We start from the raw sequence: 23,030 nt of genomic DNA, 5'->3' as shown, positions 1-23,030 counted from the left end.
CAAACCAGCCTTGCCCGGCTAAATCCGCCACGTATTGCAAAATACGAGAAGCTGTTGCACAAAACGGTACGTTGCGCGTCCGATCATGTGCGACGCCATACCAAGAAATGACACCGGTGCCACAGACGCCGGATGGGGAGAGAACAGGATGCAACGGATCAACCTCCGCAATTCGTGGGCCGTCGGCGTATCCCTTGCGGCGCTGTCTTTGGCGCTGCCGGCCGTTGCGCAAACGGCGCCGCAGGAGCCCGTGCCGACAGGGGTCGCCGATCAGCCCGCAGCCCAGGTCGAGGACATTGTCGTCACCGGCTTCCGCTCCAGCCTTCAGCAGGCGCTGAACATCAAGCGCAGCGAAGCCGGCGCCGTGGACGCCATCCTGGCCGAGGACATCGCCGATTTTCCGGATCAAAACCTGGCCGAAGCCATCCAGCGCCTGCCCGGCGTGACCATCGACCGGGTGAACGGCCAGGGCACGACCATTTCGGTCCGGGGCCTGAGCTCGGACTTCACCCGCACCCGCATCAACGGCCTGGAAGCTCAGGCGGCGTCCGGCGGCAGTCGCAACCGCAGCTTCGACTTCTCCATGTTCGCCTCGGAGCTGTTCAACAGCATCAAGGTCCGCAAGACTCAGTCGGCTGAGATCGAAGAAGGCTCCCTGGGCGCCACGGTCGATCTGCAGACCGGCCGGCCGATGGATTTCGGCGGCAGCGGCCTCAACTCGGCCCTGTCGGTCCAGGGCTCCTATAACGACCTGTCCGAAAAGACGGTGCCGCGCCTGGCCGGTCTGTTGAGTTGGACCAATGAAGACCGCACCTTCGGCGCCCTGATCTCAGCCGCCTATTCCGAGCGGTCGCCGATCCTGGAAAGCTTCAACACCACCCGCTGGCAGCGGGGCGACGCGAGCCGGCCCTACGGCGTGGGTCAGAACCTCGGCGGCTGCATCCCTTGCAACACGGCGGCCCAACGCACCGAGGTGCTGAACGCCTTTTATCCGCGCATTCCGCGCTACACCTTCGGCAACACCCAGGAGGACCGCCTGGGCGTGACCGCCGCCCTTCAATGGCGGCCCAGCGCCCGCACCGAGGTGGCGCTGGACCTTTTGTGGTCGCGCCTGAACTCCGAACTCGAAAGCCCGAACCTGGAGGCCTGGTCTTTCAGCCGCGCGGCGGTGAACAGCGTCGTCGTGCGCGACTATGCGATCGACGCCTCCAAGAACGCCTTCTCCTACGGCGTGTTCGACAATGTCCTGGTGCGGTCGGAAAACGGCTTCACGCGAAATGAGAGCACCTTCGCCCAGGCCTCGCTGAACGTCCGCCACGACTTCACCGACCGGTTCCGCGGCAATCTGAAGCTGGGCGCCAACAAGTCGGAGGCTCGCACCCCGCTGAACGTCGCCTACGCCTTCGAGCAGTCGGATGTGGACGGCTACACCATCGACTTCCGAGGCGACGACCGTCTGCCGCTGATCAACTACGGCTTCGACACCACCTCGGGCGAAGACTTCACCCTGATCCAGGCGACCCGCAGCACCAGCGGCGGCGACTTCGACAACCAGGTCGCGGCCGGCGCGCTGGAATACGACTGGTCCGACGCGGTCACCTTCAAATTTGGGGGCGAATACCGCACCTATGGTTTCAGCAACTTCGGTGTTTCGCGGGCCAACACCGCGACCGTCGGCGCGGACCGTCTGACCGGGGTCGACTCCATCGGCAAGGTCGTCAGCATCGACGGCAAGATCGGCGTGCCGGCGGGCTCCAGCCTCAACTTCATCGTGCCTGACATCGGCAAGATCGCCGACTTCCTGAGCGTCTATGACGACCCATTGACCCCCAACCGCAGCGAGCGGGAAGTGGACGAAACCGATCAGGGCGTCTTCGTTCAGACCGACTTCAACACCCAGCTGGGCGCCGTGACGGTGCGGGGCAACGTCGGGGTTCGCTACGCCCGGACCGAGGTCGAATCCAAGGGCTGGCAGACCATCACCACCCCGGCCGGTCCGACCTATGAATACGTCACCGCCAACAATGACTATGACGACGTTCTGCCGTCGTTCAACCTGGCGATCGAGCCGCGCGAAGACTTGGTGATCCGGCTGGGCGCGGCCAAGGTGATGTCGCGGCCTTCGCTGGGCGATCTGACTCCCGGCGGCGGCGTTTCGCCCACCACCCGCACCGTCTCCTACGGCAATCCGCTGCTCGATCCATTCCGCGCCACCAACTATGACATGTCGGTCGAGTGGTACTTCCAGAACGAGGGCCTGCTGGCCGCCGCCGTCTTCTACAAGGACATCGACAGCTTCATCACCTCGGTGACGGAATCAATCGTGTGGAGCGACCTTGGCCTGCCGGACGAACTGCTGCAGGGGGCGGCGCGCCCGACGGACGTCTTCCAGGTCACGCGCAAGCTGAACGGCCAGGGCGGCACGCTGCACGGGCTGGAGATTCAGTATCAGCAGCCGTTCACCTTCCTGCCTGGCTTCTGGTCGAATTTCGGCTTCATCGGCAACTTCACCTATGTGGACTCCGAGGTCGACTACGGCGCCGCCGGCAAGAACCGCCTTACGGGCCAGTCCAAGAATACGGTCAACGCCACCCTCTATTACGAGAAGGGCCCCTTCCAGGCGCGCACCTCGGCCGCCTATCGCAGCAGCTATCTGATGTCCTTCCCAGGCAGCAACGGCAACTCCGAGGAAGGCATGAACGACACGGTCTATCTGGACGCCTCGATGTCCTACGACATCACGCCCAACCTGACCTTCTCCCTGGAAGGGATCAACCTGACCGACGAATACAACGATCGCTATGTCGATGTGGCGGACCGCGTGTCCGACTACCGTCACACCGGCCGAGAGATCGCCGTGGGATTGCGCTGGAAGTACTGACCTTCCCTCTCTGACCTCTTCAGCGCAATTGACTGGGCCCGGAGCGCAATGCTCCGGGCCCGCTTTTTTGTCGCCTGGCCTGGCCGTGGGAGGCTGGGTTCAGGCCCTGTCACGCAGACCCGTGACGCGCACCGAATCCGTCACACGCGGCGCCTTGCCGTCCAGGGTGTCGATGTTGCAGTCGACGAAGCGCCAGTCCTCGGCGTTGGCGATGGTCCCGGCGTCGTGAACGTCCCAGTCCAGGCGCTCGAACAGGAAGTCCTTGAGCGGCGCCTCGGGATAGGCGGCGGCCTCGAACCCAACCTTGCCCCCCACGGCCTTGATGTCGGACAGGCGGACGTCGTGGATGCGCGGCACGCCTCGGTCGCGGGGCACCGGCGTCGCCAGCGCCCGCCAATAGTCCGGGACGTCCGCGACGCCCGGCGGAATCCGAGCGTAGCTGTAGTTGGGGTACCAGTTCAGGTTGACCCGGAACAGGGTGCGCACGTCCTGCAGATGGATGTCGCGCAGGCGGATGTTGGAGATGACGCCGCCGCGCGTGTGGCCCGATTTGAAGAAGATCCCCAGCGGCACCGGATATTCGATCCTGAGGCCCGAGACCTCGATGTCCTCGAACCCGCCGGAGGTTTCGCTGCCGAAGGTCATGCCGGCCAAGGCGTCGCGCACGACACAGTCCTTCACCCGCACCTGACGGCAGGGCCGGGCCACGCGCAGCCCGTCCCAGTCGCGCCCGGCCTTGATGCACAGGGCGTCGTCATTGACGGCGATGTCGCACCGCTCGACCAGCACGCGTTCCGAGGAATCGATGTCCACCCCGTCGGTGGACGGGCCGCGCCCGCCGATGTTGTTGCGGATGATCAGGTCCGAAACGGTGACGTCGCGCGAATAGCAGACGTGGACGGTCCAGAAGCCCGACCGCGCCAGATTGAGGCCCGAGACCTCCGCCTGATCCGCCTCATAAAGATGGATCAGACGCGGGCGGCGGCAGTCATAGTCGGCGGCCCAGCGCAGATCGCGCGGATCATAGTCGCGCCGCAACGCCCAATAGCTGTCCCAAAAGACCTGGCCGTCGCCGTCCACCAGCCCCTCGCCGGTGATCTTCGCATTCTGCTGACGATAGATGTTGAGCAGCGCGGCCGGCCAATCCATCTCGATCCCCGCCACGCGGGTCCGGATCATCGGATAGGCGGCGATGTCCTTGAGGCCCCGGATCGTCGCCCCTCGCCCGATCATCAGGGTCACGCCCGACTTTACGAACAGCGAACCCGACAGGTAGAGGCCGGGCCTGATCACCACCGTGCCGCCGCCCTCGGCCGCCGCAGCGTCGATGGCCGCCTGGATCGGGCGCGTATTGATCGTCTGGCCGTCTCCGACGGCGCCGAAGTCCGCTGCATCATGAATTTTTCCGCCTTGCGCTCGGGCGACGGCGGGCAGAAGGGCGGGCGCCGCCGAGGTCAGAGCGCCGGTCAGGCCGAGGTGAAGCAGGGATCGACGATTCATGGCGGGCCTTTTCGCACTGTGCAAAGGGAGGAGCCGGGCGCGGCCATTTGACCGCAGAAAGCCGCTTCCCATATTCTGCTCTTTCGTCTCACGATAGCGGACGGTATGGTCCTGGCAAGCCGAAGCGGCGCGTGCGGCCGTGCGCCGCACAGGAAAGACACCGGTTACCACGCGCGCCGGCGCAAACGACAACGAAGAGAGAGCGACGCCTTCACGCGCCGCCGGAGGAAAGCCAATGCCCCTGCCCTCGCGCACCCGTCTGGCGCTGACGACCGCCCTGACCACCGGCCTGACCACCGCCCTCGTCCTCACCGGCCCGGCCCTGGCCCAGACGGCGTCCCAAACCCCGCCCCCGACCCCGGCCGCGTCTGAGGCCATCGCCTCGAGCGCAGCCGCACTGCCGCCCGGCGTCGAGGCGGACTGGCTGAGCCCGCGGCCCCGGGCGACCCTCTATACGGAAGCCGCCGGCCTGCCCTCCCGCCGCGATACGATGGCGGCGGTGGACTATGTCGCCTCGTCCCAGATCGCCGCCATGGCCGCCGAGCCGATCGCTCTGTCGACCGGCAGCAATCTGACGCAGATGTCGTCCAACTGGGTGGCTGCGACCTTCTATGTGGGGGCGGCGCGCCTGGCGCGGGTGACGGAAGATCCGAAGACGCTGCGGTTCCTCAGCGCCGTCGCCGACCACTATAACTACAGCCTGCGGGGGGGCCGGTCCGGCAAGACCCTGCTGAACGCCGACGACATCGCCATCGGCGATCTGTACGAAGAGCTTTACGCGCGACGCGGCCAGGAAGGCGTTCTGATGCCTCTGCGTCAGAGGCTGGACTGGCAGATTCCCCATCTGGCGCGGGCGGAGGAGACGCCCGCCCTGGTCTGGTGGTGGGCCGACGCCCTCTATATGGCGCCGCCGGTTCTGGCGCGCATGTCGGCCATCACAGGCGACCCCAAATATCTGAACGCCGCCGACAAGGAGTGGCGGCGCACGGCCGATCGGCTTTGGGTCCCAGAGGAGCGCCTGTTCCTGCGCGACGAACGATTCAAGGACCAGGACCACCGCGACGCCGACGGCGACCGCATCTATTGGTCGCGGGCCAACGGCTGGGTCATGGGCGGGTTGGCGCGCTGGCTGGAATCGGTCCCGGCCGACCTGCCGAGCCGCCCCTTCTACGTCGATCTGTTTCAGACGATGGCGGGACGGATCGCCGAGCTGCAGCAAGACGACGGGCTTTGGCGCGCCAGCCTTCTGGACCCGGGGGCCTATCCGGAGGCTGAAACCTCCGGCTCGGTCTTCTACGTCTACGCCCTGGCCTGGGGCGTCAATCACGGCCTGCTGGACCGAGAGGCCTATCTGCCCCACGTGCTGAAGGGCTGGGCCGCACTGAACCGTCATGTCCTGCCCAGCGGCCTGTTGGGCGCCGCCCAGAAGACGGGGGACCAGCCGGTCTCGACGGCGGCGGACGACGCCGGCCTCTACGCCACCGGAACCTACATCCTGGCGGGGCTGGAGATCGCCGATCTGAACGGATCGGCCCAGTCCCTGCCCGAGCCGGAGCCTGCGCGGGACACCGCTGAGGTGATCGCCGCCACCACGCCGACGCCGCCCGCTCCGGTCACCGTGAGGGGACCGGAAGAGACCCGCCGCCGCGAGGCCGAGATGCGGGCCACCGCCGCCCTGTCCTATGATCCCGCCGTCCTGGGCCGCCCCTCGACGATCGCGCCGCTGGTCCCGCCGCCGGCGGATCTGCAGACGCCGCGCGCCGTCGCCCGCTTCGCGCCCGATCGGCTGGACGATCTGTTGTGGGAGAACGACCGGGTCGCGCATCGCATCTATGGTCCGGCCCTGGAGGGGCGTGAACCGCCGTCCGGGTCGGGGATCGACGTCTGGGCCAAGCGGGTCCGCTATCCCTTCATGGACCGTCAGCTGAAGTTCCCGAACTACCACGTCGATCGGGGTGAAGGGCTGGACTATTACGACGTCGGCCGCGGCCGCGGCGCAGGGGGCCTGGGCGTCTGGTACGATAACAAGCTGTGGACCAGCCGCAACTTCTCCGCCCACGCCATCACCCGCACCGGCGGCGATGAGGCCCGGTTCAGCGTGACCTACCGCCCCTGGCCGGTCGATGTGGTCCGCAACGTTTGGGAGACGCGGGCGTTCAGCCTGCCGCTGGGGTCGAACTTCACCCGGATGACCTCGACGCTCAATTCGAACTCCGACGCCCCGCTGATCGTCGGCATCGGCATCTCAAAGCGACGGAACGCCAACGGCGCCGGCTTCGTCACCCGCGACGCCGCAAACGGACGGATCATGTTCTGGGAGCCGGAAGATCCCGAGCACGGCAGCCTGGGCATAGCCGTCGTCGCCGACCCGTCGATGGTCGAAGGCTTCGCCGAGGATGCGGACAACTATCTGATGCTGGTGCGGGTCACGCCGGGCCGGCCCTTCGTCTATTATATGGGCTCGGCCTGGTCCCGCGGCCTCGACTTCCCCGACCGCCGGTCATGGGAGGCCTTCGTCGCCGACCAGGCCTTCGACTTCCGTCCGGCGCCCTGAACGCGGCAAATCCCACCCCCGAACCGAGGCAGAGCGACATGTACGACAAGATGTACGACAAGGTTTATCAGGCCACTCATCCGGACATGGTGGACGGCGCCACCAATGAGCAGCTGCGCGACCGCTATCTGGTGTCCGGCCTGTTCCAGCCCGGCCGGATCAGCCTCAACTATTCGCATCATGAGCGGCTGATCATCGGCGGCGCCGTTCCGACCGACGCGCCGCTGTCCCTGCCCCGCCACTCAGAGCCGGCCTCCCTAGCCGGCAAGCCGTTCCTGCACGCCCGGGAACTGGGCGTCGTCAACATCGGGGGCGCAGGCTCGGCGATCATCGACGGCGAGACCGTGCGACTGGGCTTCCGTGACGGCCTCTATGTACCGATGGGCGCGGCCGAGGTGATCCTCGGCTCCGACGACGCGGCTGATCCGGCGCGGTTCTATCTGGTCTCAACCCCCGCCCACGCCCGCTACGACCTGGTCAGGATCCCCATCGAGGCGGCGACGCCGCTGGAGATGGGCGCGCTGGAGACCTCCAACGAACGCACGATCTACCAGTATATCGTGCCGGGCAAGGTCAAGTCGTGCCAACTGCTGCTCGGCGTTACAGTGCTGAAGACCGGTTCGGTGTGGAACACCATGCCGCCCCATCTGCATGACCGCCGATCGGAGGCCTATCTCTATTTCGGCCTGAGCGAAACAGACCGAGTGTTCCACTTCATGGGCCAGCCCGACAAGACGCGCCACATCATCGTCCAGGACGGCGAAGCGGTGATCAGCCCGCCGTGGTCCATCCACATGGGCGCAGGCACCTCCAACTACACCTTCATCTGGGGCATGGGCGGCGAGAACCTGGACTATGCCGATATGGACAAGCTGGATCTCTGCCAGCTGAAGTAGCCGCCTGGTTGGCGTCTCCGCAGGCGGCCCTGCGACCTTGTTCGGCTGACGCGCCATTGAGGCCCCGCCGCAGGTCGCAGGCTTACTGGGCGGCGATCATCCGATGGGGTCGCAGACGTTAGGCGTCGGCGGCAGGGGCAGAGGGTTCATGTGGGACGGACGCGCATAGCTGAGGCCATAGCCGCGGGCGAACTGCACCACTTCGCCCTCATGCTCCCCGGTGCTGCAAGCCGACCCCGGCCAAGCGAAGGACAGACGACCGGTGAAGTCATAGGCCCCGCCGGACAGGACGTCGGCCAGCCCCGCCCCCTCCGTGCCGGGCAGGAAGGCGGCGACGAAGGCGTCCGACAGGTTGATCAGGTCGTTCACATAGGCGGGACGGCCCGAATAGAGCACCGACACCACTGGAACCCCCTTGCCCGAGACGGCGTGCAACAGGGCCAGGTCGTTCGGGCGGCGATGGCTGTACTGGACGGGCGCCGGGAAGCGTACGTCGCCATGGTACTCGGCATAGGGGGTCTCGCCCAGGACGACCACCACCTTGGCGAACCGGGTCACGTCCACCCCGACCGCGTCGCGGGAATAGACGATGTTCTCGGCGCCGAACTGGGCCGTCAGGGCTTGCAACAGGGTGGCGCCGGTGGCGAAGTCGGCGTTGACGTTTTCGGTCCCCTGCCAGGTCAGGGACCAGCCTCCGGTCTGGTTGGACAGGCTGTCGGCGCTGTCGCCCACGACCAGGATCTTCTCGCCCTGGACCAGAGGCAGGGCGGACTCGTTGTTCTTCAGCAGGACGACCGACTTGCGCACCGCCTCGCGCGCCAGGTCTGCGGCGGCGACGGCCTCCGCCCGGCCGTTGTAGCGGCTTTCCGACGGGGCGTGCTCGAACAGGCCCGACCGCATCTTGACCCGCAGGATCCGCGTCACGGCGTCGTCGATGCGCGACATTGGAATGCGCCCAGCCTCCACATCGGCGATGGTGTTCTGGATGAAGGCCTTCCAGTCTTCGGGGACCATGACCATGTCGATGCCGGCGTTGATGGCCTGGGCGCACTCGGCCTTGGCGCAGCCGGGCACCTGTTCGATCCCGTTCCAGTCAGACACCACCAGGCCGTCGAAGCCCAGCCGGTCCTTCAGCACATCGGTCAGCATCTCGCGGCTGCCGTGCATCTTGCCGTAGTCGTGGCCGGCGGCGACGTCATTCCAACTGCTGTAGGAGGCCATGACCGTCTGCACGCCCGCCTCTATGGCCGAATAATAGCCGGCGGCGTGGCGATTGATCATTTCCGCGCGGGTGGCGCGGGTCTCGCCCTGGTCCTGACCGTTATAGGTGCCGCCGTCGCCCATATAGTGTTTGGCCGTGGCGACCACGTCGCCGTCGCCGGTCAGGTCGCCCTGAAGCCCGCGGACCAGGGCCTCGCCATATTCGGCGACCTGCTGAGGATCGCTGGAATAGCTCTCATAGGTGCGGCCCCAACGGCGGTTCTCGCCGACCGCCAGGGTGGGGGCGAAGACCCAGGTGATGCCGGTGGCGCGCACCTGGCGCGCGGTGGCGCGGCCGATCCGCTCGATCAGATCGGAGTCGTGGGCGGCGCCCAGGCCGATATTGTGGGGGAAAAGCGTGGCGCCGGAGACGTTGTTGTGGCCGTGCACCGCGTCCGTACCCCAGATAAGCGGGATCTTCACCGCCATGTCGGTGGCGAGGGCGGCGTCATGATAGCGGTCCGACAGGGCCGCCCATTCGGCGACGGTCGCGTGCTTGTTCATGGCGGGCCAGGCGCCGCCGCCGTTCAGGACCGAGCCGATGTAATACTGGGTCACCTCTTCGGGCGTGATGTAGCGGACGTCCGGCTGGGTCATCTGACCGATCTTCTGCGCCAGGGTCATGCCCGCCACGATCCGGGCGATCCGCGTCTCCATGGCGGCGTCCGGCGCGTGGGCGGGGGTCAGAGCCGGCCAGTCCGGGAGACTTTGACCGGGGGCGGTCTGCTGGCCGACGGCGCTCATCGGCGCAAGGGCGCACCCGGCCAGAAGCAGCAGGGATAGAAGCTTGGTCTTGCGAAGGGTCATGCGCCGTCTCTCGATGCTACAGGGGCCGAATGAGCGAATAGAGAGGGCGGGACGGCCAGGCCGCCCCGCCCCAGTGTCCAGGGCCGTGGGAGGGGCGCCCTAGAACCGGTAGTTGACGCCGAACAGGAACTGGCGACCGTACTCCTCGTAGGTCTCCGGCAGGGAGCCGCCGTCGGCCGTCGTCGTGCCGCCGCTGTCCAGACCCAGGCGGGTCCGGTAGGGCGAGTTGGTCAGGTTGTTGACCTGGAACAGGACGCCCAATCCCTCCAGAGGCCCTTCCTCGAAGGTGTAGCCGATCTGGGCGTCGATCTGCTCGTCGTCCAGGATTTCGGTGTAGCCGCGCGTCGCGAACAACTGCACCACCTCGCCCTTGAAGGCTTCGCGGAACCGCTTGCTGATCCGCGCCTGGAAGCCGCCGTGTTCGTAGTAGGCGGTGACGTTGTAGACCGTGCCGGACAGGCCGGGGATGCGAACCGTCTGTCCATCCGGAGCCGGATTCAGATCCGACTCCGTGAAGGAGATGCTGCCCAACAAGCCCAGTCCATCCAGCGGCGCCCACACCGTACCGAAGTTCAAGGCGCCGCTGACCTCAAGCCCCTGAACCGTTCCACCATTGCCGTTGGCCGGCAGGCTGATCTGTCCGATCGGGCTGATGTTCACACCCGCCGGAATAGAGGACGCCGTCGACGGCAGGGGTATGCCGGTGAAGTCGAAGGTGCCGTTCTGGACATAGATGTAAGTCTCCAGATCCTTGTAGAATCCGGCAATCGACAGATAAGTGGTGGCGTCGACGTACCATTCATAGGCGAGGTCGAAGGCGTTCGCTCGCCAAGGCTCCAGGTTCGGATTGCCGCCCGAGGCGGACCAGGGATTGACGGTCGAACCCGGCGGACAGGTCTGGCCCGTGCAGACCAGGGCGTTGAAGCCCGGCGTCACATTGGCCCGCATCTCGTCCATGCGCGGCCGCGCCATGGTGCGTGACGCAGCGAAACGGAGACGATGCCCGCCGCCCAGATCATAGATCAGGTTCAGGCTCGGCAGGATGTCCAGATAGTCCGCCCCCTTGGTGACGGAAATCGGCGTGATCGGCGCGCCGGGCTCGGTGCCGTTGATCACGACGCCGGTCGATTCCTGGTTCTGGACGACGGCCTGCATGCCGACATTGCCGCTCCAGCGACCACCCATGAAGTCCAGCTTCACGAAGGCCGTGGTGACCTGTTCTTCGATATCCCAGTTCTTGTCGAAATAGTTGGCGTCGAGGATCGGCGCGCGATCGTAGTACACGTCAAGCGCACGGCTCAGATCGACGGCCAGGACATTGCCGAAACCGGCCCAGTCCAGCGACACCGGCGTTTCCAGATACTGAGCGTCAACATAGACCTGCTGCCGGCCATTCTTCAGGAACAGGTCATAATCATCGACCCTCTTGGACTTCTCGCGCTTGGCGTAGTTTACGCCGGCCGTGAAGGTGTTGAAGAAGCCCTCCATGTCGCGCTCGATCTTCAGATCTGCGGACTGGATGGTCTCCTCGACGTCGGGGAAGCGAATGGCGCCGTCGTGGCCCCAGCCGCCCCAAGGCGCCCGGTCACCCAGCGACACCTGCGAGGCGTCCGCATAGTCCAGACCTTCGGCATAGGTCGGATAGCCGTCGTCGTTCACCGTGAAGTCAATGACGTCCAGGGTGCGGCCGACGTTCGGCGTCGATGGCGTCACGCCGCCCGTCCCCCGTCCATAGCCGGCGTAGGTTTCCAGAATGGTCTCGCGGCGACGATTGTTCGAATAGGACAGGTCGGCGACGAGGCGGGTCCGGTCGTTCAGCTCGTACTGGGTGTTGAAGCCGACCGAGAAAATCTCGTCTTCGCGGGTGTTGCGGTCGTTGCGGATGATGGGAACGGCGTTGTGGATCGTGCCGCTGCGGCCGAACGACGAGCCGCCGCGATCCTCGGTCACGACCCCCGTAAAATAGGCGTCGTCAGCCCAGGCGTTCGAAAACCACTGCGCGCCCCGCGTGGTCTCTTCCTGCTCGAATTTCGAATAGTAGAGATCGAGGATCGAATGGACCCGCTCGTTCGGACGCCATTCGACAATGCCGATGACCGCGTCGCGCTGATTCAGGCGTGACGTCGAGAAGATTTCCTGTCCGTTCAGCAGCAGGGCCGTGTCGGCGCTGTCCGGTTGGACGGAATCGACAGTGCAGGTCGATCCGGGCGCGCTGGGTTCGCAGACCCCGCCGAACGACTCATAACCATAGGCCTTGTAGTGTTTGTTCTGCGACGGGGAATCCAGGTGGGCGTATCCGAGCGCAATGCCAAGCGTCCCGTCCGCCAGCTGGTCGATATAGCTGACCGAGAAACGTCCGCCATAGTTGCGGATATCATCGTTGAGGGCGTCGCCTTCGGTCATCTCGCCGCGAAGGTTGACCGCCACGGCGCGGTCGCCGAACGTCAATGGCCGCACGGTCCGCAGATCGGCCGTGCCGGACAGCCCCATGCCCGAGACCTCGGCGTCCGGCGTCTTATAGATGACGACGCCGGACAGCAGTTCGGACGGGTATTGGTCGAATTCCACCGCCCGGTTGTCGCCCGAACTGGCCTGTTGACGCCCGTTCAGCAGGGTGGTGGTGAAATCCGGCGCCAGGCCCCGAATCGAAATCACCTGGGCGCGGCCGTTGACGCGCTGAGCCGCCAACCCAGGCAGACGGGCGATGGATTCCGCGATGGAGACATCGGGCAGCTTGCCGATATCCTCCGCCGAGACCGCTTCGACGATCGAAGTTTCCCGCCGTTTGATGGAAATCGAATCCGCCAGTCCTCGCCGAAGACCGGTGACGACGATCTCCTCGACCTCCGTCGGAGCGGCGTCGGCGCCCGACGGCGGCGTCTGGGTTTGGGCGACGGCGACCGTCGGCAGGACGGAAGCCAGCGCCAAGGCCGAAGCCGTGACGCGGAGGCGACGGCGACCCTGGTTTGAACGAATGGAACTGCCCCCAGCGAATGCGCTGCGCATTTGATCTCCCCTCACGTTTCCTCGGCGCAGCGCCCCTTGGGCCTGCGTCCTTCTTTGTTGGCGCTCATTGGAAGCGCTTCCAACACGCTACCACCTTTTGCATTTTTGACAAGATAGGCCTTAGCGCGGGCTGCTCCATACGTAGGTGGCGGCGCTGGAGGCCGGCAGGAGGACCTGGGCCCGCCGGCCCGCTTCGCCGACATCGAAGCGCGCCTCAACGTCCGCCGGATTCAGGACCACCAGCACCCGTCGCCCATCCGGATTGACGAAACCGACCGCCTCAAGCCCCTCCGGTTTCGCCACCGCCACGCGCCTGGCGCCTTGGCGTACAAATCGGCTGGCGTGCCCAAAGGCGTAGTATTCTTGGTTCTTCTGAACGGCGCCGGTTCGGCTGTCGATCGTCACCACGCCGCGGCAGTCACTGCATCCGCCCGCGTGCGGACCATGGTTTTCGTCCAGGGCGATGTTCCACATCAGAACGCCGCGCGCATGGTTTTCCACTGCGCCGATGATCAGGCTCTTCATGGTCCAGACGAAGCTGTCCTTGAAGGCGGGGGCCCACTCGCCGCCGGAGCATTCCGTGAAGAAGACGTCCTTGTCGGGATAGGCGTCGAACACTTTCGACTGGGCCGAGACGTCGCCTGCATAGCAATGCCAGGCGACGCCGGAGACATAGGCCCGGGCCTCAGGGTCGGCCAATACGCCCAAGGGCTGCTCCGGCTTGTCCCAGTTGTGATCCCAGTCGAGGATCTTCGTCTCCACCCCCGACCGCTCCAGTCGGGGTCCCAAGTCCCGCCCGATGAACGTCGCGCGCCCCTGTGGTCCCCACCGCATGCCGGGATAGGAGTCGGGCTCGAAGTCAGGCTCGTTCTGAATGCTGATATAGTGGGTCGGCACGCCCTCTGCCGCAGCCTCTGCAATATAGCGCGTCAGATACTCGGCATAGGTCGAATAGTATTGGGGCTTCAACTCTCCCTGGATCAAGGAGCCCGTCGTCTTCATCCAGCCCGGCGCGCTCCACGGCGTGGCCATGATCTTGAGCTGAGGATTGATCGCCAGGGCCTGGCGAACCGTGGGGAACACCTCCGCAGCCATGGGCGCGACCGAAAACCCCGCCAGCGAGGGATCGGCTTGATCTGCGAGGCTGTAGTGGCTCAGTGAGAAGTCGGACGCGCCGATCGTCACGCGCGTGAAGTCGAATCCCAGCCCGCCGTCCGCCCGGCCGAACAAGTCTCGCATCAGGGCGTCGCGTTGAGCGGGCGTCATCCGGCTCTGGATAAGATGCGCCGAGGCATCCGTTATGGCGGCGCCGAAGCCGACCATGGTTTGAAGCGGCGTCTGCGGGTCAAGAAGCACCGCCTGGCCCGTCGCCTGGACAGCCGCCCGCCTCATCATCAGCGGTTCGTGTTGCATGAGGCGGGACTGGTCCCCGGTCGTGATCCAGCCGCCATCCGGCGCCGAGGCGCATCCTGCCGCGCCTGAAGCAGCCAAAAACAAGGCGCAAATCGCGGCCGTGTGAGCTTTCATGCCTTCCTCCCTGCAGACGTCTGACGCGCCCGTCGATTTATTGGAAGCGCTTCCATAATGACGGTGCGGCTACGCGCGTCAAGGCCTCCTGCCTTCTATCCCGCCCAGCTTCCCACCGACTCCCGCGCGACCACGGCGTGCGGCAGAGTGCGGAAGGTCCAATCGCCGGCGTCTCTTCCTGCGATCCGACCCGAGAGCAGCCGGACCGCCTCTCCGCCCATCTCCTTCAGCGGTTGGTGCACCGTCGTGAGCGGCGGCCAGACGATGCCCGAGACGGGCGTGTCGTCAAAGCCGGAAATCGACAGATCACCCGGCACCTGAAGGCCGCGCGCATGGGCCACCGACAGGGCGCCTGCGGCCATATCGTCATTGGCGCAGATCAGAGCGGTGGGGCGAGGGCTGAGCGAAAGGAGGCGCGAAGCGATTAGCCCGCCCGATCGAAAGGTGAAGTCGCCCGGCTCCACCACCAAGGCCGCCTCATCCAGCCCCGCTTCTCGCATCGCGCGCCTTACGCCGTCCAAACGGCTCTTGGCGGACAGATGGCCCGGTATCCCACTGAGATAAGCGAGCCGTCGATGCCCCAGATCGATCAGATGGCGGGCGATGTCCCGTCCTCCCGCCTCGTCGTCGATGCCGACGGCGTCGATCAGCCCCCGTCCGTCGCCGCCGGGCGACACGGCGGCTAGATGAACGCCTCTGGTCCTGAGTTGCCGGATCAGATCGACGTTGTCGCAAAAGGGCGGCGTCAAGATCACCCCCTGGCACCTCTGACTGGTCGCGATCTCCAACAACTGCTGGACCGCCGCAGGATCGTCCTGCGGCACGTGGCGGGTGATCAGTTGAAAGCCCGCCAGCAGGCATTCCCGTATCGCGCCAAGCTCCAGCGCAGAGGCGTAGAAGGAGTTGGGCTCCGCATCCAGGTCCGAGGCCAGGATCAGGGCCAGAACGCCGCTGGCGCCGCCGGCCAGCGACCGCGCCTGAGGATTGACGCGGTAGTCCAGGGCCTTCACCGCCTCCAGCACCTTGCGTCGCACCGGATCGCGAACATTCGGGCCGCCGTTGAGAACGCGCGACACCGTGGTCCGCGCAACGCCCGACAGCCGCGCCACATCATCGATTGTGGGCTTCTTGGGCGCCCGCCCATGCTCCGGTGTCCGCATCCTGTCTGGATGGCTCATGGCGGCGCTGACTGCAAGGCCGCCCGCAGCGATCGAGCGCGCCAAGCCAGCGTTGAGTCCAGACCGGACTTGCGTCCAGGACCGTCGAGCGGGTTCGCTCGAGAACAAACCTCACTTCAGCTGCTGGGACGCTGGGCGTTTGGGTCCGGGATGGGGGGGCGCGGGCTTGGGGTTTCAGGCAGCAAAAAGCCGCTGGATCGTTGATCCAGCGGCTTGATTGTTTGGGTGCGGGAGCAGGATTTGAACCTGCGACCTTCAGGTTATGAGCCTGACGAGCTACCGGGCTGCTCCATCCCGCGGCAGGGGTGGTTTGTGGAGGAAGAAGGGGTTCGACAAGGATTTTTCATCATCGGCTGTCCGCCTGGTAGACCCGGCGGCGACCTACTCTCCCGCGCCTTGAGACGAAGTACCATTGGCTCTGGAGGGCTTAACGACCGAGTTCGGAATGGGATCGGGTGGGGAACCTCCGACATAGCCACCAGGTCAACGAGGCGGACAGCGGATGATGAGAAGACATTGTCGTGACGATCATCGGGTCATTGATGATCATCGAATGAGTTTTGCTGAGAAACGATCAAACCGATCGGATTATTAGTACCAGTAAGCTTCACGCGTCGCCGCGCTTCCACACCTGGCCTATCAACGTGGTAGTCTTCCACGATCCTCAGCGAAGCCTTGTTTTGAGGTTAGTTTCCCGCTTAGATGCTTTCAGCGGTTATCTATTCCATACTTAGCTACCCTGCTGCACAGCTGGCGCCATGACAGGTACACCAGAGGTATGTCCATCCCGGTCCTCTCGTACTAGGGACAGATCCTCTCAAGCTTCGAACACCCACGGCAGATAGGGACCAAACTGTCTCACGACGTTCTGAACCCAGCTCACGTACCACTTTAAATGGCGAACAGCCATACCCTTGGGACCTGCTCCAGCCCCAGGATGTGATGAGCCGACATCGAGGTGCCAAACTTTGCCGTCGATATGGACTCTTGGGCAAAATCAGCCTGTTATCCCTAGAGTACCTTTTATCCGTTGAGCGATGGCCCTTCCACTCGGGACCACCGGATCACTATGGCCGACTTTCGTCTCTGCTCGACTTGTCAGTCTCGCAGTCAGGCGAGCTTATGCCATTGCACTCGACGAGCGATTTCCGACCGCTCTGAGCTCACCATCGCGCGCCTCCGTTACACTTTGGGAGGCGACCGCCCCAGTCAAACTACCCACCACGCCATGTCCCGGGACCGGATAACGGTCCTCGGTTAGACGTCAACGACAGTAAGGGTGGTATTTCAAGGACGACTCCACCAGAGCTGGCGCCCCGGTTTCATAGTCTCCCACCTATCCTACACATACGGTCGCTAACGCCAAGGCGAAGCTATAGTAAAGGTTCATAGGGTCTTTCCGTCTGACCGCGGGAACCCCGCATCTTCACGGGGAATTCAATTTCACTGAGCCTGTGCTGGAGACAGTGGGGAAGTCGTTACGCCATTCGTGCAGGTCGGAACTTACCCGACAAGGAATTTCGCTACCTTAGGACCGTTATAGTTACGGCCGCCGTTTACCTGGGCTTCAGTTCGGAGCTTTCACTCCTCCCTTTAACCTTCAGGCACCGGGCAGGCGTCAGACCCTATACGTCGCATTGCTGCTTCGCAGAGCCCTGTGTTTTTGCTAAACAGTCGCTACCCCCTGGCTTGTGCCACTCAGTCCTGGTTGCCCAGGGTGAGTCACGCTTATTCCGAAGTTACGCGTGCAATTTGCCGAGTTCCTTCAGCACAGTTCTCTCAAACGCCTTGGTATGCTCTACCTGACCACCTGTGTCGGTTTCGGGTACGGTCTCTGCTGGAGTTATTTCCTGGGACGACGCCCCTGCACGGACAATCCAATAAGCCCGTACAAGTTATGCCATCCGTCACTTCCAGCTGGTGCAGGAATATTTACCTGCTTCCCATCGACTACGCTTTTCAGCCTCGCCTTAGGGGCCGACTAACCCTGCGCAGATTAGCTTTACGCAGGAACCCTTGGTCTTTCGGCGAGAGTGTCTCTCACACTCTTATCGTTACTCATGTCAGCATTCTCACTTCCGATACCTCCAGCCAGGCTCACGCCTGACCTTCACCGGCTTACGGAACGCTCCGCTACCGCTTGCACAAAGTGCAAACCCATATCTTCGGCGACTGGCTTGAGCCCCGTTACATTTTCCGCGCAGGATCGCTTGATCAGTGAGCTGTTACGCTTTCTTTAAAGGATGGCTGCTTCTAAGCCAACCTCCTGATTGTCAAAGCAATCCCACATCGTTTCCCACTTAGCCAGTACTTGGGGGCCTTAGATGATGGTTAGGGTTGTTTCCCTTTTCACGACGGACGTTAGCACCCGCCGTGTGTCTGCCCGATAGTTCTCTTAGGTATTCGGAGTTTGGTTAGTATTGGTACCGCTCGCGCAGCCCGCAACCATCCAGTGCTCTACCCCCTAAGGAATTCGTCGGACGCTCTACCTAAATAGATTTCGCGGAGAACCAGCTATGTCCAAGTTTGATTGGCCTTTCACCCCTATCCACAAGTCATCCGAGAATTTTTCAACATTCACCGGTTCGGTCCTCCAGTTGGTGTTACCCAACCTTCAACCTGCTCATGGATAGATCACTTGGTTTCGGGTCGTCATACGTCGAACTTAGCGCCCTATTCAGACTCGCTTTCGCTGCGCCTACACCTAACGGCTTAAGCTTGCTCGACACATGAAGTCGCTGACCCATTATACAAAAGGTACGCCGTCACCCCGCTTGGGGGCTCCGACTGCTTGTAGGCTTCCGATTTCAGGATCTGTTTCACTCCCCTTGTCGGGGTGCTTTTCACCTTTCCCTCACGGTACTTGTTCACTATCGGTCGTAGAGGAGTACTTAGGCTTGGAGGGTGGTCCCCCCATGTTCAGACAGGATTTCACGTGTCCCGCCCTACTCGAGTCTCTTGCTGTTTGATGACTACGGGGCTTTCACCCACTATGGCCGACCTTTCCAGATCGTTCGTCTTTATTTCACAAGAGCACTGGCCTGGTCCCGGTTCGCTCGCCACTACTACGGGAGTCTCGGTTGATGTCCTTTCCTACGGGTACTGAGATGTTTCAGTTCCCCGCGTTCGCTTAATGAAGCCTATGTATTCAGCTCATTATACCTTTCAACAATCCGCCAATCGCTGACCCGACCGAAGCCGGAACAGAGTTGGAAGACTGTAAAGGTGGGTTCCCCCATTCGGAAATAACCGGATCAAAGGGTGCTAGCGCCTCCCCGGTTCTTATCGCAGCTTGCCACGTCCTTCATCGCCTCTCTACGCCAAGGCATCCGTCAGAAGCCCTTCAACGTTTGATCGTTTCTCAGCAAAACTCATGCTTGGTGTTTTCCGCCCGACTGGAAAGATGCCGGGGGACCAAGCCTGATTTTTGTCAGACAATGTCTTCTTATCGAACCAGACCTAAAAGCTCAGGGGAGCCGGCCTCATTCTTCCTTCACAATATCAATGCACATCACCTATTCAGGTAACGGCAAACTTGTATGCGATGCGCGCCTCTGGTCATTCGCCTCTCGCCGCTCGGCGAGTGGTGGAGCCAGACGGAGTCGAACCGACGACATCCTGCTTGCAAAGCAGGCGCTCTACCAACTGAGCTATGGCCCCTTCTCAGGGTCAAGCCAGGAGAGCTGTCGACGAACCGTCCAGATGGATCCTAGAGGGCTGGTAGGCCCGGGCAGACTCGAACTGCCGACCTTACGCTTATCAGGCGTACGCTCTAACCACCTGAGCTACGGGCCTAGGGCAGCGCGACAGCCAGGAGTTCCGGGCTCGCGATCGCGTCACCAACCCCGCGACCCGTATAGCCGAGGCGTCGATGACGAAAGTGGAAAGAGAAACGGAGACGGCGGCATCCTGCCGTTTTTGCTTTGCGCTACCGCATTGCTGCTTGAGCGCACCGCTATGTGGAGCCTCAATAGTCTCGTGAGAGGCTGGAGAAGCATCCTTAGAAAGGAGGTGATCCAGCCGCAGGTTCCCCTACGGCTACCTTGTTACGACTTCACCCCAGTCGCTGACCCTACCGTGGTCGCCTGCCTCCTTGCGGTCAGCGCAGCGCCTTCGGGTAGAACCAACTCCCATGGTGTGACGGGCGGTGTGTACAAGGCCCGGGAACGTATTCACCGCGGCATGCTGATCCGCGATTACTAGCGATTCCAACTTCATGCCCTCGAGTTGCAGAGGACAATCCGAACTGAGACGACTTTTAAGGATTAACCCTCTGTAGTCGCCATTGTAGCACGTGTGTAGCCCACCCTGTAAGGGCCATGAGGACTTGACGTCATCCCCACCTTCCTCCGGCTTAGCACCGGCAGTCCCATTAGAGTTCCCAACTGAATGATGGCAACTAATGGCGAGGGTTGCGCTCGTTGCGGGACTTAACCCAACATCTCACGACACGAGCTGACGACAGCCATGCAGCACCTGTGTCCCAGTCTCCGAAGAGAAAGCCACATCTCTGTGGCGGTCCGGGCATGTCAAAAGGTGGTAAGGTTCTGCGCGTTGCTTCGAATTAAACCACATGCTCCACCGCTTGTGCGGGCCCCCGTCAATTCCTTTGAGTTTTAATCTTGCGACCGTACTCCCCAGGCGGATTGCTTAATGCGTTAGCTGCGTCACCGAAATGCATGCATCCCGACAACTAGCAATCATCGTTTACGGCGTGGACTACCAGGGTATCTAATCCTGTTTGCTCCCCACGCTTTCGAGCCTCAGCGTCAGTAATGAGCCAGTATGTCGCCTTCGCCACTGGTGTTCTTCCGAATATCTACGAATTTCACCTCTACACTCGGAGTTCCACATACCTCTCTCACACTCAAGACACCCAGTATCAAAGGCAATTCCGAGGTTGAGCCCCGGGATTTCACCCCTGACTTAAATGTCCGCCTACGCTCCCTTTACGCCCAGTAATTCCGAGCAACGCTAGCCCCCTTCGTATTACCGCGGCTGCTGGCACGAAGTTAGCCGGGGCTTCTTCTCCGGGTACCGTCATTATCGTCCCCGGTGAAAGAATTTTACAATCCTAAGACCTTCATCATTCACGCGGCATGGCTGCGTCAGGCTTTCGCCCATTGCGCAAGATTCCCCACTGCTGCCTCCCGTAGGAGTTTGGGCCGTGTCTCAGTCCCAATGTGGCTGATCATCCTCTCAGACCAGCTACCGATCGTCGCCTTGGTGAGCCTTTACCTCACCAACTAGCTAATCAGACGCGGGCCGCTCTAAAGGCGATAAATCTTTCCCCCGAAGGGCACATTCGGTATTAGCACAAGTTTCCCTGAGTTATTCCGAACCTAAAGGCACGTTCCCACGTGTTACTCACCCGTCCGCCACTAAGTCCGAAGACTTCGTTCGACTTGCATGTGTTAGGCCTGCCGCCAGCGTTCGCTCTGAGCCAGGATCAAACTCTCAGGTTGAGTTGACTTCTGACCTAAAGCACTAAGACCATCCCAAAGGACGTCTTGGCGTTAGTTCTACGTATTTGTTTGACGAGTTCCCACCCGTCGATCCTAAGACCGACGCATGGTATCTTTTCAAAAAGACCGCAGATAGTCAGTGTCGTATGATAGCCCCTAGGACTATCGCAAGGACACCGCCGCCTGCGTTTCTCTTTCCATATCAACAATGTCAAAGACCAGAACCGCCAAAGCGGCCCGACTTGTTTAGCGCCTCGTCGTCGGCGGAGGCGGCGATTTAGAGACCGCCGAACCTCATGTCAACCGCTCTTTTCAGAGATTTTGCAGATCCAAGACCAAGGCCTCAAAACCACAAAAAACCACCGCAAGGAAAACCAAGAGGCCTTCCTCTTAACCGTTCGGCGATTCGATTGGAGCGCGGAACCTATTGAAACCAACCCAGGAAAGCAAGAAGTTTTTCAACCCCTCAACTCCCCCAAAACTCCCGAAACCAAAGTCCCAAAAGCCTCAAAGGCCGGCCCGTCTCCGAGCGAGGCAGCCCTATACGGGCCACCATTTTACACCGCAACCAGATTCTGAAGGCGGAGGAAAGATTCTCACCGACTCTCGGTCGGTCGAGCCGCAGCCCCGCCGCTCAGCCCGCCGCTATATAGGTCTTGAGGCTTTCGGCCTCGCGGGCGTGTTCTTCGATCTGGCGTTTGACGAGGTCGCCGATCGAGACGACGCCGACCAGGGTCTCTCCGTCCAGGACCGGCAGATGGCGGATCCGCCGGTCCGTCATCCGACTCATGACGGTCGACAGGCTCTCGCGCGGCTGGGCGAAGATGACCTTGGCGGTCATATAGTCCTGAACGGCGCGCGCGAGGGCCTTCGGCCCGTCGGCCGCCACGGCCTTGACCACATCCCGTTCCGAAAAGACGCCCACGACGGCGTCTCCGTTCTGGACCACCAGAGCGCCTACGCGTTTGGCGTCCAGCGCCTGACACGCCTGGGCCACCGTCACATCGGCGGTAATGGAATAGACGGCGTTTCCCTTGGTCTTGAGGATCTCGGCGACGAACATCGCGGCTCCTTCTCTCTGTTAGGAGACGACCGCAGGGCCGGGATGGCGACAGGGCCGCTCGGACCGATGATCGCTCAGGGACGCCGGGGAATCAAATGGCCGAATCGGCGCCTGAGCGTCCCGCCTGCGACGTCGTTCCGAAAGCGCGTCCCAGGGGGCCGATCGCGAGCAGCCCGGCCAAGAAGCCGAAGGCATGGGCCTCCCAGGCGATTCGCGCGCCGTCGGCGCCGGGGGCATAGCCGATCAGGCCGGTCACGGCGTTGACCGCCATCCAGGCGATGGAAGCCGCGATCACACGCCGGTCCAACAGGCTGAGGACTCTGCCGCCCCTCCAGCCCTGTGGCGCTCCCATCAGTCGGGTCGCCCCGCCGATCAGCCCAAAGACGGCGCCCGACGCTCCCACCATCGGATCGGAAGATCCCCAATGCACCAGCCCGTAGCCCAGGGCCGCGATGACGCCACACCCTATATAGAAGAGCAGAAAGACGCTCGATCCGAAGCGTTCGCCAAAAAGCCGCGCGACCGGCGCGCCGAAGGCCAGGGCGCCGACCGCATTCATCAGGGCGTGGGCCCATCCACCGTGCAGCAGCATGGCGGTGAACAGCCCGCCCCAACGGCCGTTCTGCAGGTCGATCGGCGCAAAGGCCATGCTGGCGCCCATGTCGGGCAACTGGCGCTGAAAGAAGAACAGCACCGGCATGGACAGGGCGACCACGACCACCGACAGAGGCGCGTTGAATACAGCCTCTGATTTGGGCGGATCTGAAAGCGGGGGGCCGTCGAATCGGTCGTCAGGTTCGGACATGGTTTTCAATGGGTGACGATTTCGCCGATCTCAAGCGCTTCTTAATAACCTTAACCCAGTTTAGCGGGTGGATCGCGGTTCGATCCCT

General features: G+C 63.0%; 10 protein-coding genes, 3 tRNA genes and 3 rRNA genes. 3 read left to right on the top strand and 13 right to left on the bottom strand.

Annotated elements, in window-relative coordinates; all coding sequences use genetic code 11:
* The first annotated feature begins 148 nt into the window (after positions 1 to 148).
* Entirely contained in the window at positions 149 to 2,881 is a 2,733-nt protein-coding gene (locus JL11_RS06945) for a TonB-dependent receptor (RefSeq protein WP_054765015.1), read from the top strand.
* A 99-nt stretch (positions 2,882 to 2,980) separates the two neighbouring features.
* Here JL11_RS06945 and JL11_RS06940 read toward each other — a convergent pair whose 3' ends face one another.
* Positions 2,981 to 4,381 (bottom strand): glycoside hydrolase family 28 protein, encoded by a 1,401-nt coding sequence (locus JL11_RS06940; protein ID WP_054765014.1) that lies wholly within the window; start codon positions 4,379 to 4,381, stop codon positions 2,981 to 2,983.
* 235 nt (positions 4,382 to 4,616) lie between these two features.
* Here JL11_RS06940 and JL11_RS06935 point away from each other — a divergent pair, with 235 nt between their 5' ends.
* Together JL11_RS06935 and kduI are read left to right on the top strand one after the other, a co-directional pair.
* Positions 4,617 to 6,935, top strand: a complete 2,319-nt coding sequence (locus JL11_RS06935) for a glycoside hydrolase family 88 protein (protein ID WP_082382625.1) — start codon at positions 4,617 to 4,619, stop codon at positions 6,933 to 6,935.
* A 50-nt stretch (positions 6,936 to 6,985) separates the two neighbouring features.
* The gene (gene kduI, locus JL11_RS06930; RefSeq protein WP_054766859.1) at positions 6,986 to 7,831 is read left to right on the top strand and encodes a 5-dehydro-4-deoxy-D-glucuronate isomerase; all 846 of its coding nucleotides are present in this window, start codon (positions 6,986 to 6,988) and stop codon (positions 7,829 to 7,831) included.
* Positions 7,832 to 7,927: 96 nt separating this feature from the next.
* On the opposite strand, the gene JL11_RS06925 is transcribed toward kduI, so the two are convergent.
* The 12 genes from JL11_RS06925 to JL11_RS06870 all read right to left on the bottom strand — a co-directional run bounded on the left by JL11_RS06925 (position 7,928) and on the right by JL11_RS06870 (position 22,942).
* Positions 7,928 to 9,898 (bottom strand): glycoside hydrolase family 3 protein, encoded by a 1,971-nt coding sequence (locus JL11_RS06925; protein WP_054765013.1) that lies wholly within the window; start codon positions 9,896 to 9,898, stop codon positions 7,928 to 7,930.
* Positions 9,899 to 9,997: 99 nt separating this feature from the next.
* Positions 9,998 to 12,904, bottom strand: a complete 2,907-nt coding sequence (locus tag JL11_RS06920; RefSeq protein ID WP_054765012.1) for a TonB-dependent receptor — start codon at positions 12,902 to 12,904, stop codon at positions 9,998 to 10,000.
* A gap of 120 nt (positions 12,905 to 13,024) precedes the next feature.
* On the bottom strand, positions 13,025 to 14,317 hold the full coding sequence (locus tag JL11_RS06915) for a glycoside hydrolase family 30 protein (RefSeq protein ID WP_231681422.1): 1,293 nt from the start codon (positions 14,315 to 14,317) through the stop codon (positions 13,025 to 13,027).
* 209 nt (positions 14,318 to 14,526) lie between these two features.
* Positions 14,527 to 15,609, bottom strand: coding sequence for a LacI family DNA-binding transcriptional regulator (locus JL11_RS06910; protein WP_082382624.1), 1,083 nt, complete (start codon positions 15,607 to 15,609; stop codon positions 14,527 to 14,529).
* Between the two features lie 222 nt (positions 15,610 to 15,831).
* A tRNA-Met gene (locus JL11_RS06905) sits at positions 15,832 to 15,908 on the bottom strand.
* Positions 15,909 to 15,977: 69 nt separating this feature from the next.
* Positions 15,978 to 16,092, bottom strand: a 5S ribosomal RNA gene (gene rrf, locus JL11_RS06900).
* A gap of 87 nt (positions 16,093 to 16,179) precedes the next feature.
* Positions 16,180 to 18,965 (bottom strand): 23S ribosomal RNA (locus JL11_RS06895).
* Positions 18,966 to 19,193: 228 nt separating this feature from the next.
* Positions 19,194 to 19,269, bottom strand: a tRNA-Ala gene (locus tag JL11_RS06890).
* Positions 19,270 to 19,327: 58 nt separating this feature from the next.
* Positions 19,328 to 19,404 (bottom strand) — tRNA-Ile (locus JL11_RS06885).
* A gap of 209 nt (positions 19,405 to 19,613) precedes the next feature.
* Positions 19,614 to 21,074 (bottom strand): 16S ribosomal RNA (locus JL11_RS06880).
* The 16S, 23S and 5S rRNA genes sit together here with 3 tRNA genes alongside, the layout of an rRNA operon.
* 634 nt (positions 21,075 to 21,708) lie before the next feature.
* The gene (locus tag JL11_RS06875) at positions 21,709 to 22,137 is read right to left on the bottom strand and encodes a CBS domain-containing protein (protein WP_054765009.1); all 429 of its coding nucleotides are present in this window, start codon (positions 22,135 to 22,137) and stop codon (positions 21,709 to 21,711) included.
* A gap of 91 nt (positions 22,138 to 22,228) precedes the next feature.
* Complete coding sequence (locus JL11_RS06870) at positions 22,229 to 22,942, bottom strand: rhomboid family intramembrane serine protease (RefSeq protein ID WP_054766858.1); 714 nt, start codon at positions 22,940 to 22,942, stop codon at positions 22,229 to 22,231.
* Between the last annotated feature and the right edge of the window lie 88 nt (positions 22,943 to 23,030).

This window comes from Brevundimonas sp. DS20 (assembly GCF_001310255.1).
GTDB lineage: Bacteria > Pseudomonadota > Alphaproteobacteria > Caulobacterales > Caulobacteraceae > Brevundimonas > Brevundimonas aurantiaca.
This window is presented reverse-complemented; position numbering and strand designations above follow the sequence as displayed.

Coding starts and splice junctions, on each gene's coding strand:
- JL11_RS06935 (WP_082382625.1), top strand. CDS start 4,617: ATGCCCCTGCCCTCGCGCACCCGTCTGGCGCTGACGACCGCCCTGACC.
- JL11_RS06920 (WP_054765012.1), bottom strand. CDS start 12,904: ATGCGCAGCGCATTCGCTGGGGGCAGTTCCATTCGTTCAAACCAGGGT.
- JL11_RS06870 (WP_054766858.1), bottom strand. CDS start 22,942: ATGTCCGAACCTGACGACCGATTCGACGGCCCCCCGCTTTCAGATCCG.
- JL11_RS06940 (WP_054765014.1), bottom strand. CDS start 4,381: ATGAATCGTCGATCCCTGCTTCACCTCGGCCTGACCGGCGCTCTGACC.
- JL11_RS06925 (WP_054765013.1), bottom strand. CDS start 9,898: ATGACCCTTCGCAAGACCAAGCTTCTATCCCTGCTGCTTCTGGCCGGG.
- JL11_RS06945 (WP_054765015.1), top strand. CDS start 149: ATGCAACGGATCAACCTCCGCAATTCGTGGGCCGTCGGCGTATCCCTT.
- JL11_RS06915 (WP_231681422.1), bottom strand. CDS start 14,317: ATGCAACACGAACCGCTGATGATGAGGCGGGCGGCTGTCCAGGCGACG.
- kduI (WP_054766859.1), top strand. CDS start 6,986: ATGTACGACAAGGTTTATCAGGCCACTCATCCGGACATGGTGGACGGC.
- JL11_RS06910 (WP_082382624.1), bottom strand. CDS start 15,609: ATGAGCCATCCAGACAGGATGCGGACACCGGAGCATGGGCGGGCGCCC.
- JL11_RS06875 (WP_054765009.1), bottom strand. CDS start 22,137: ATGTTCGTCGCCGAGATCCTCAAGACCAAGGGAAACGCCGTCTATTCC.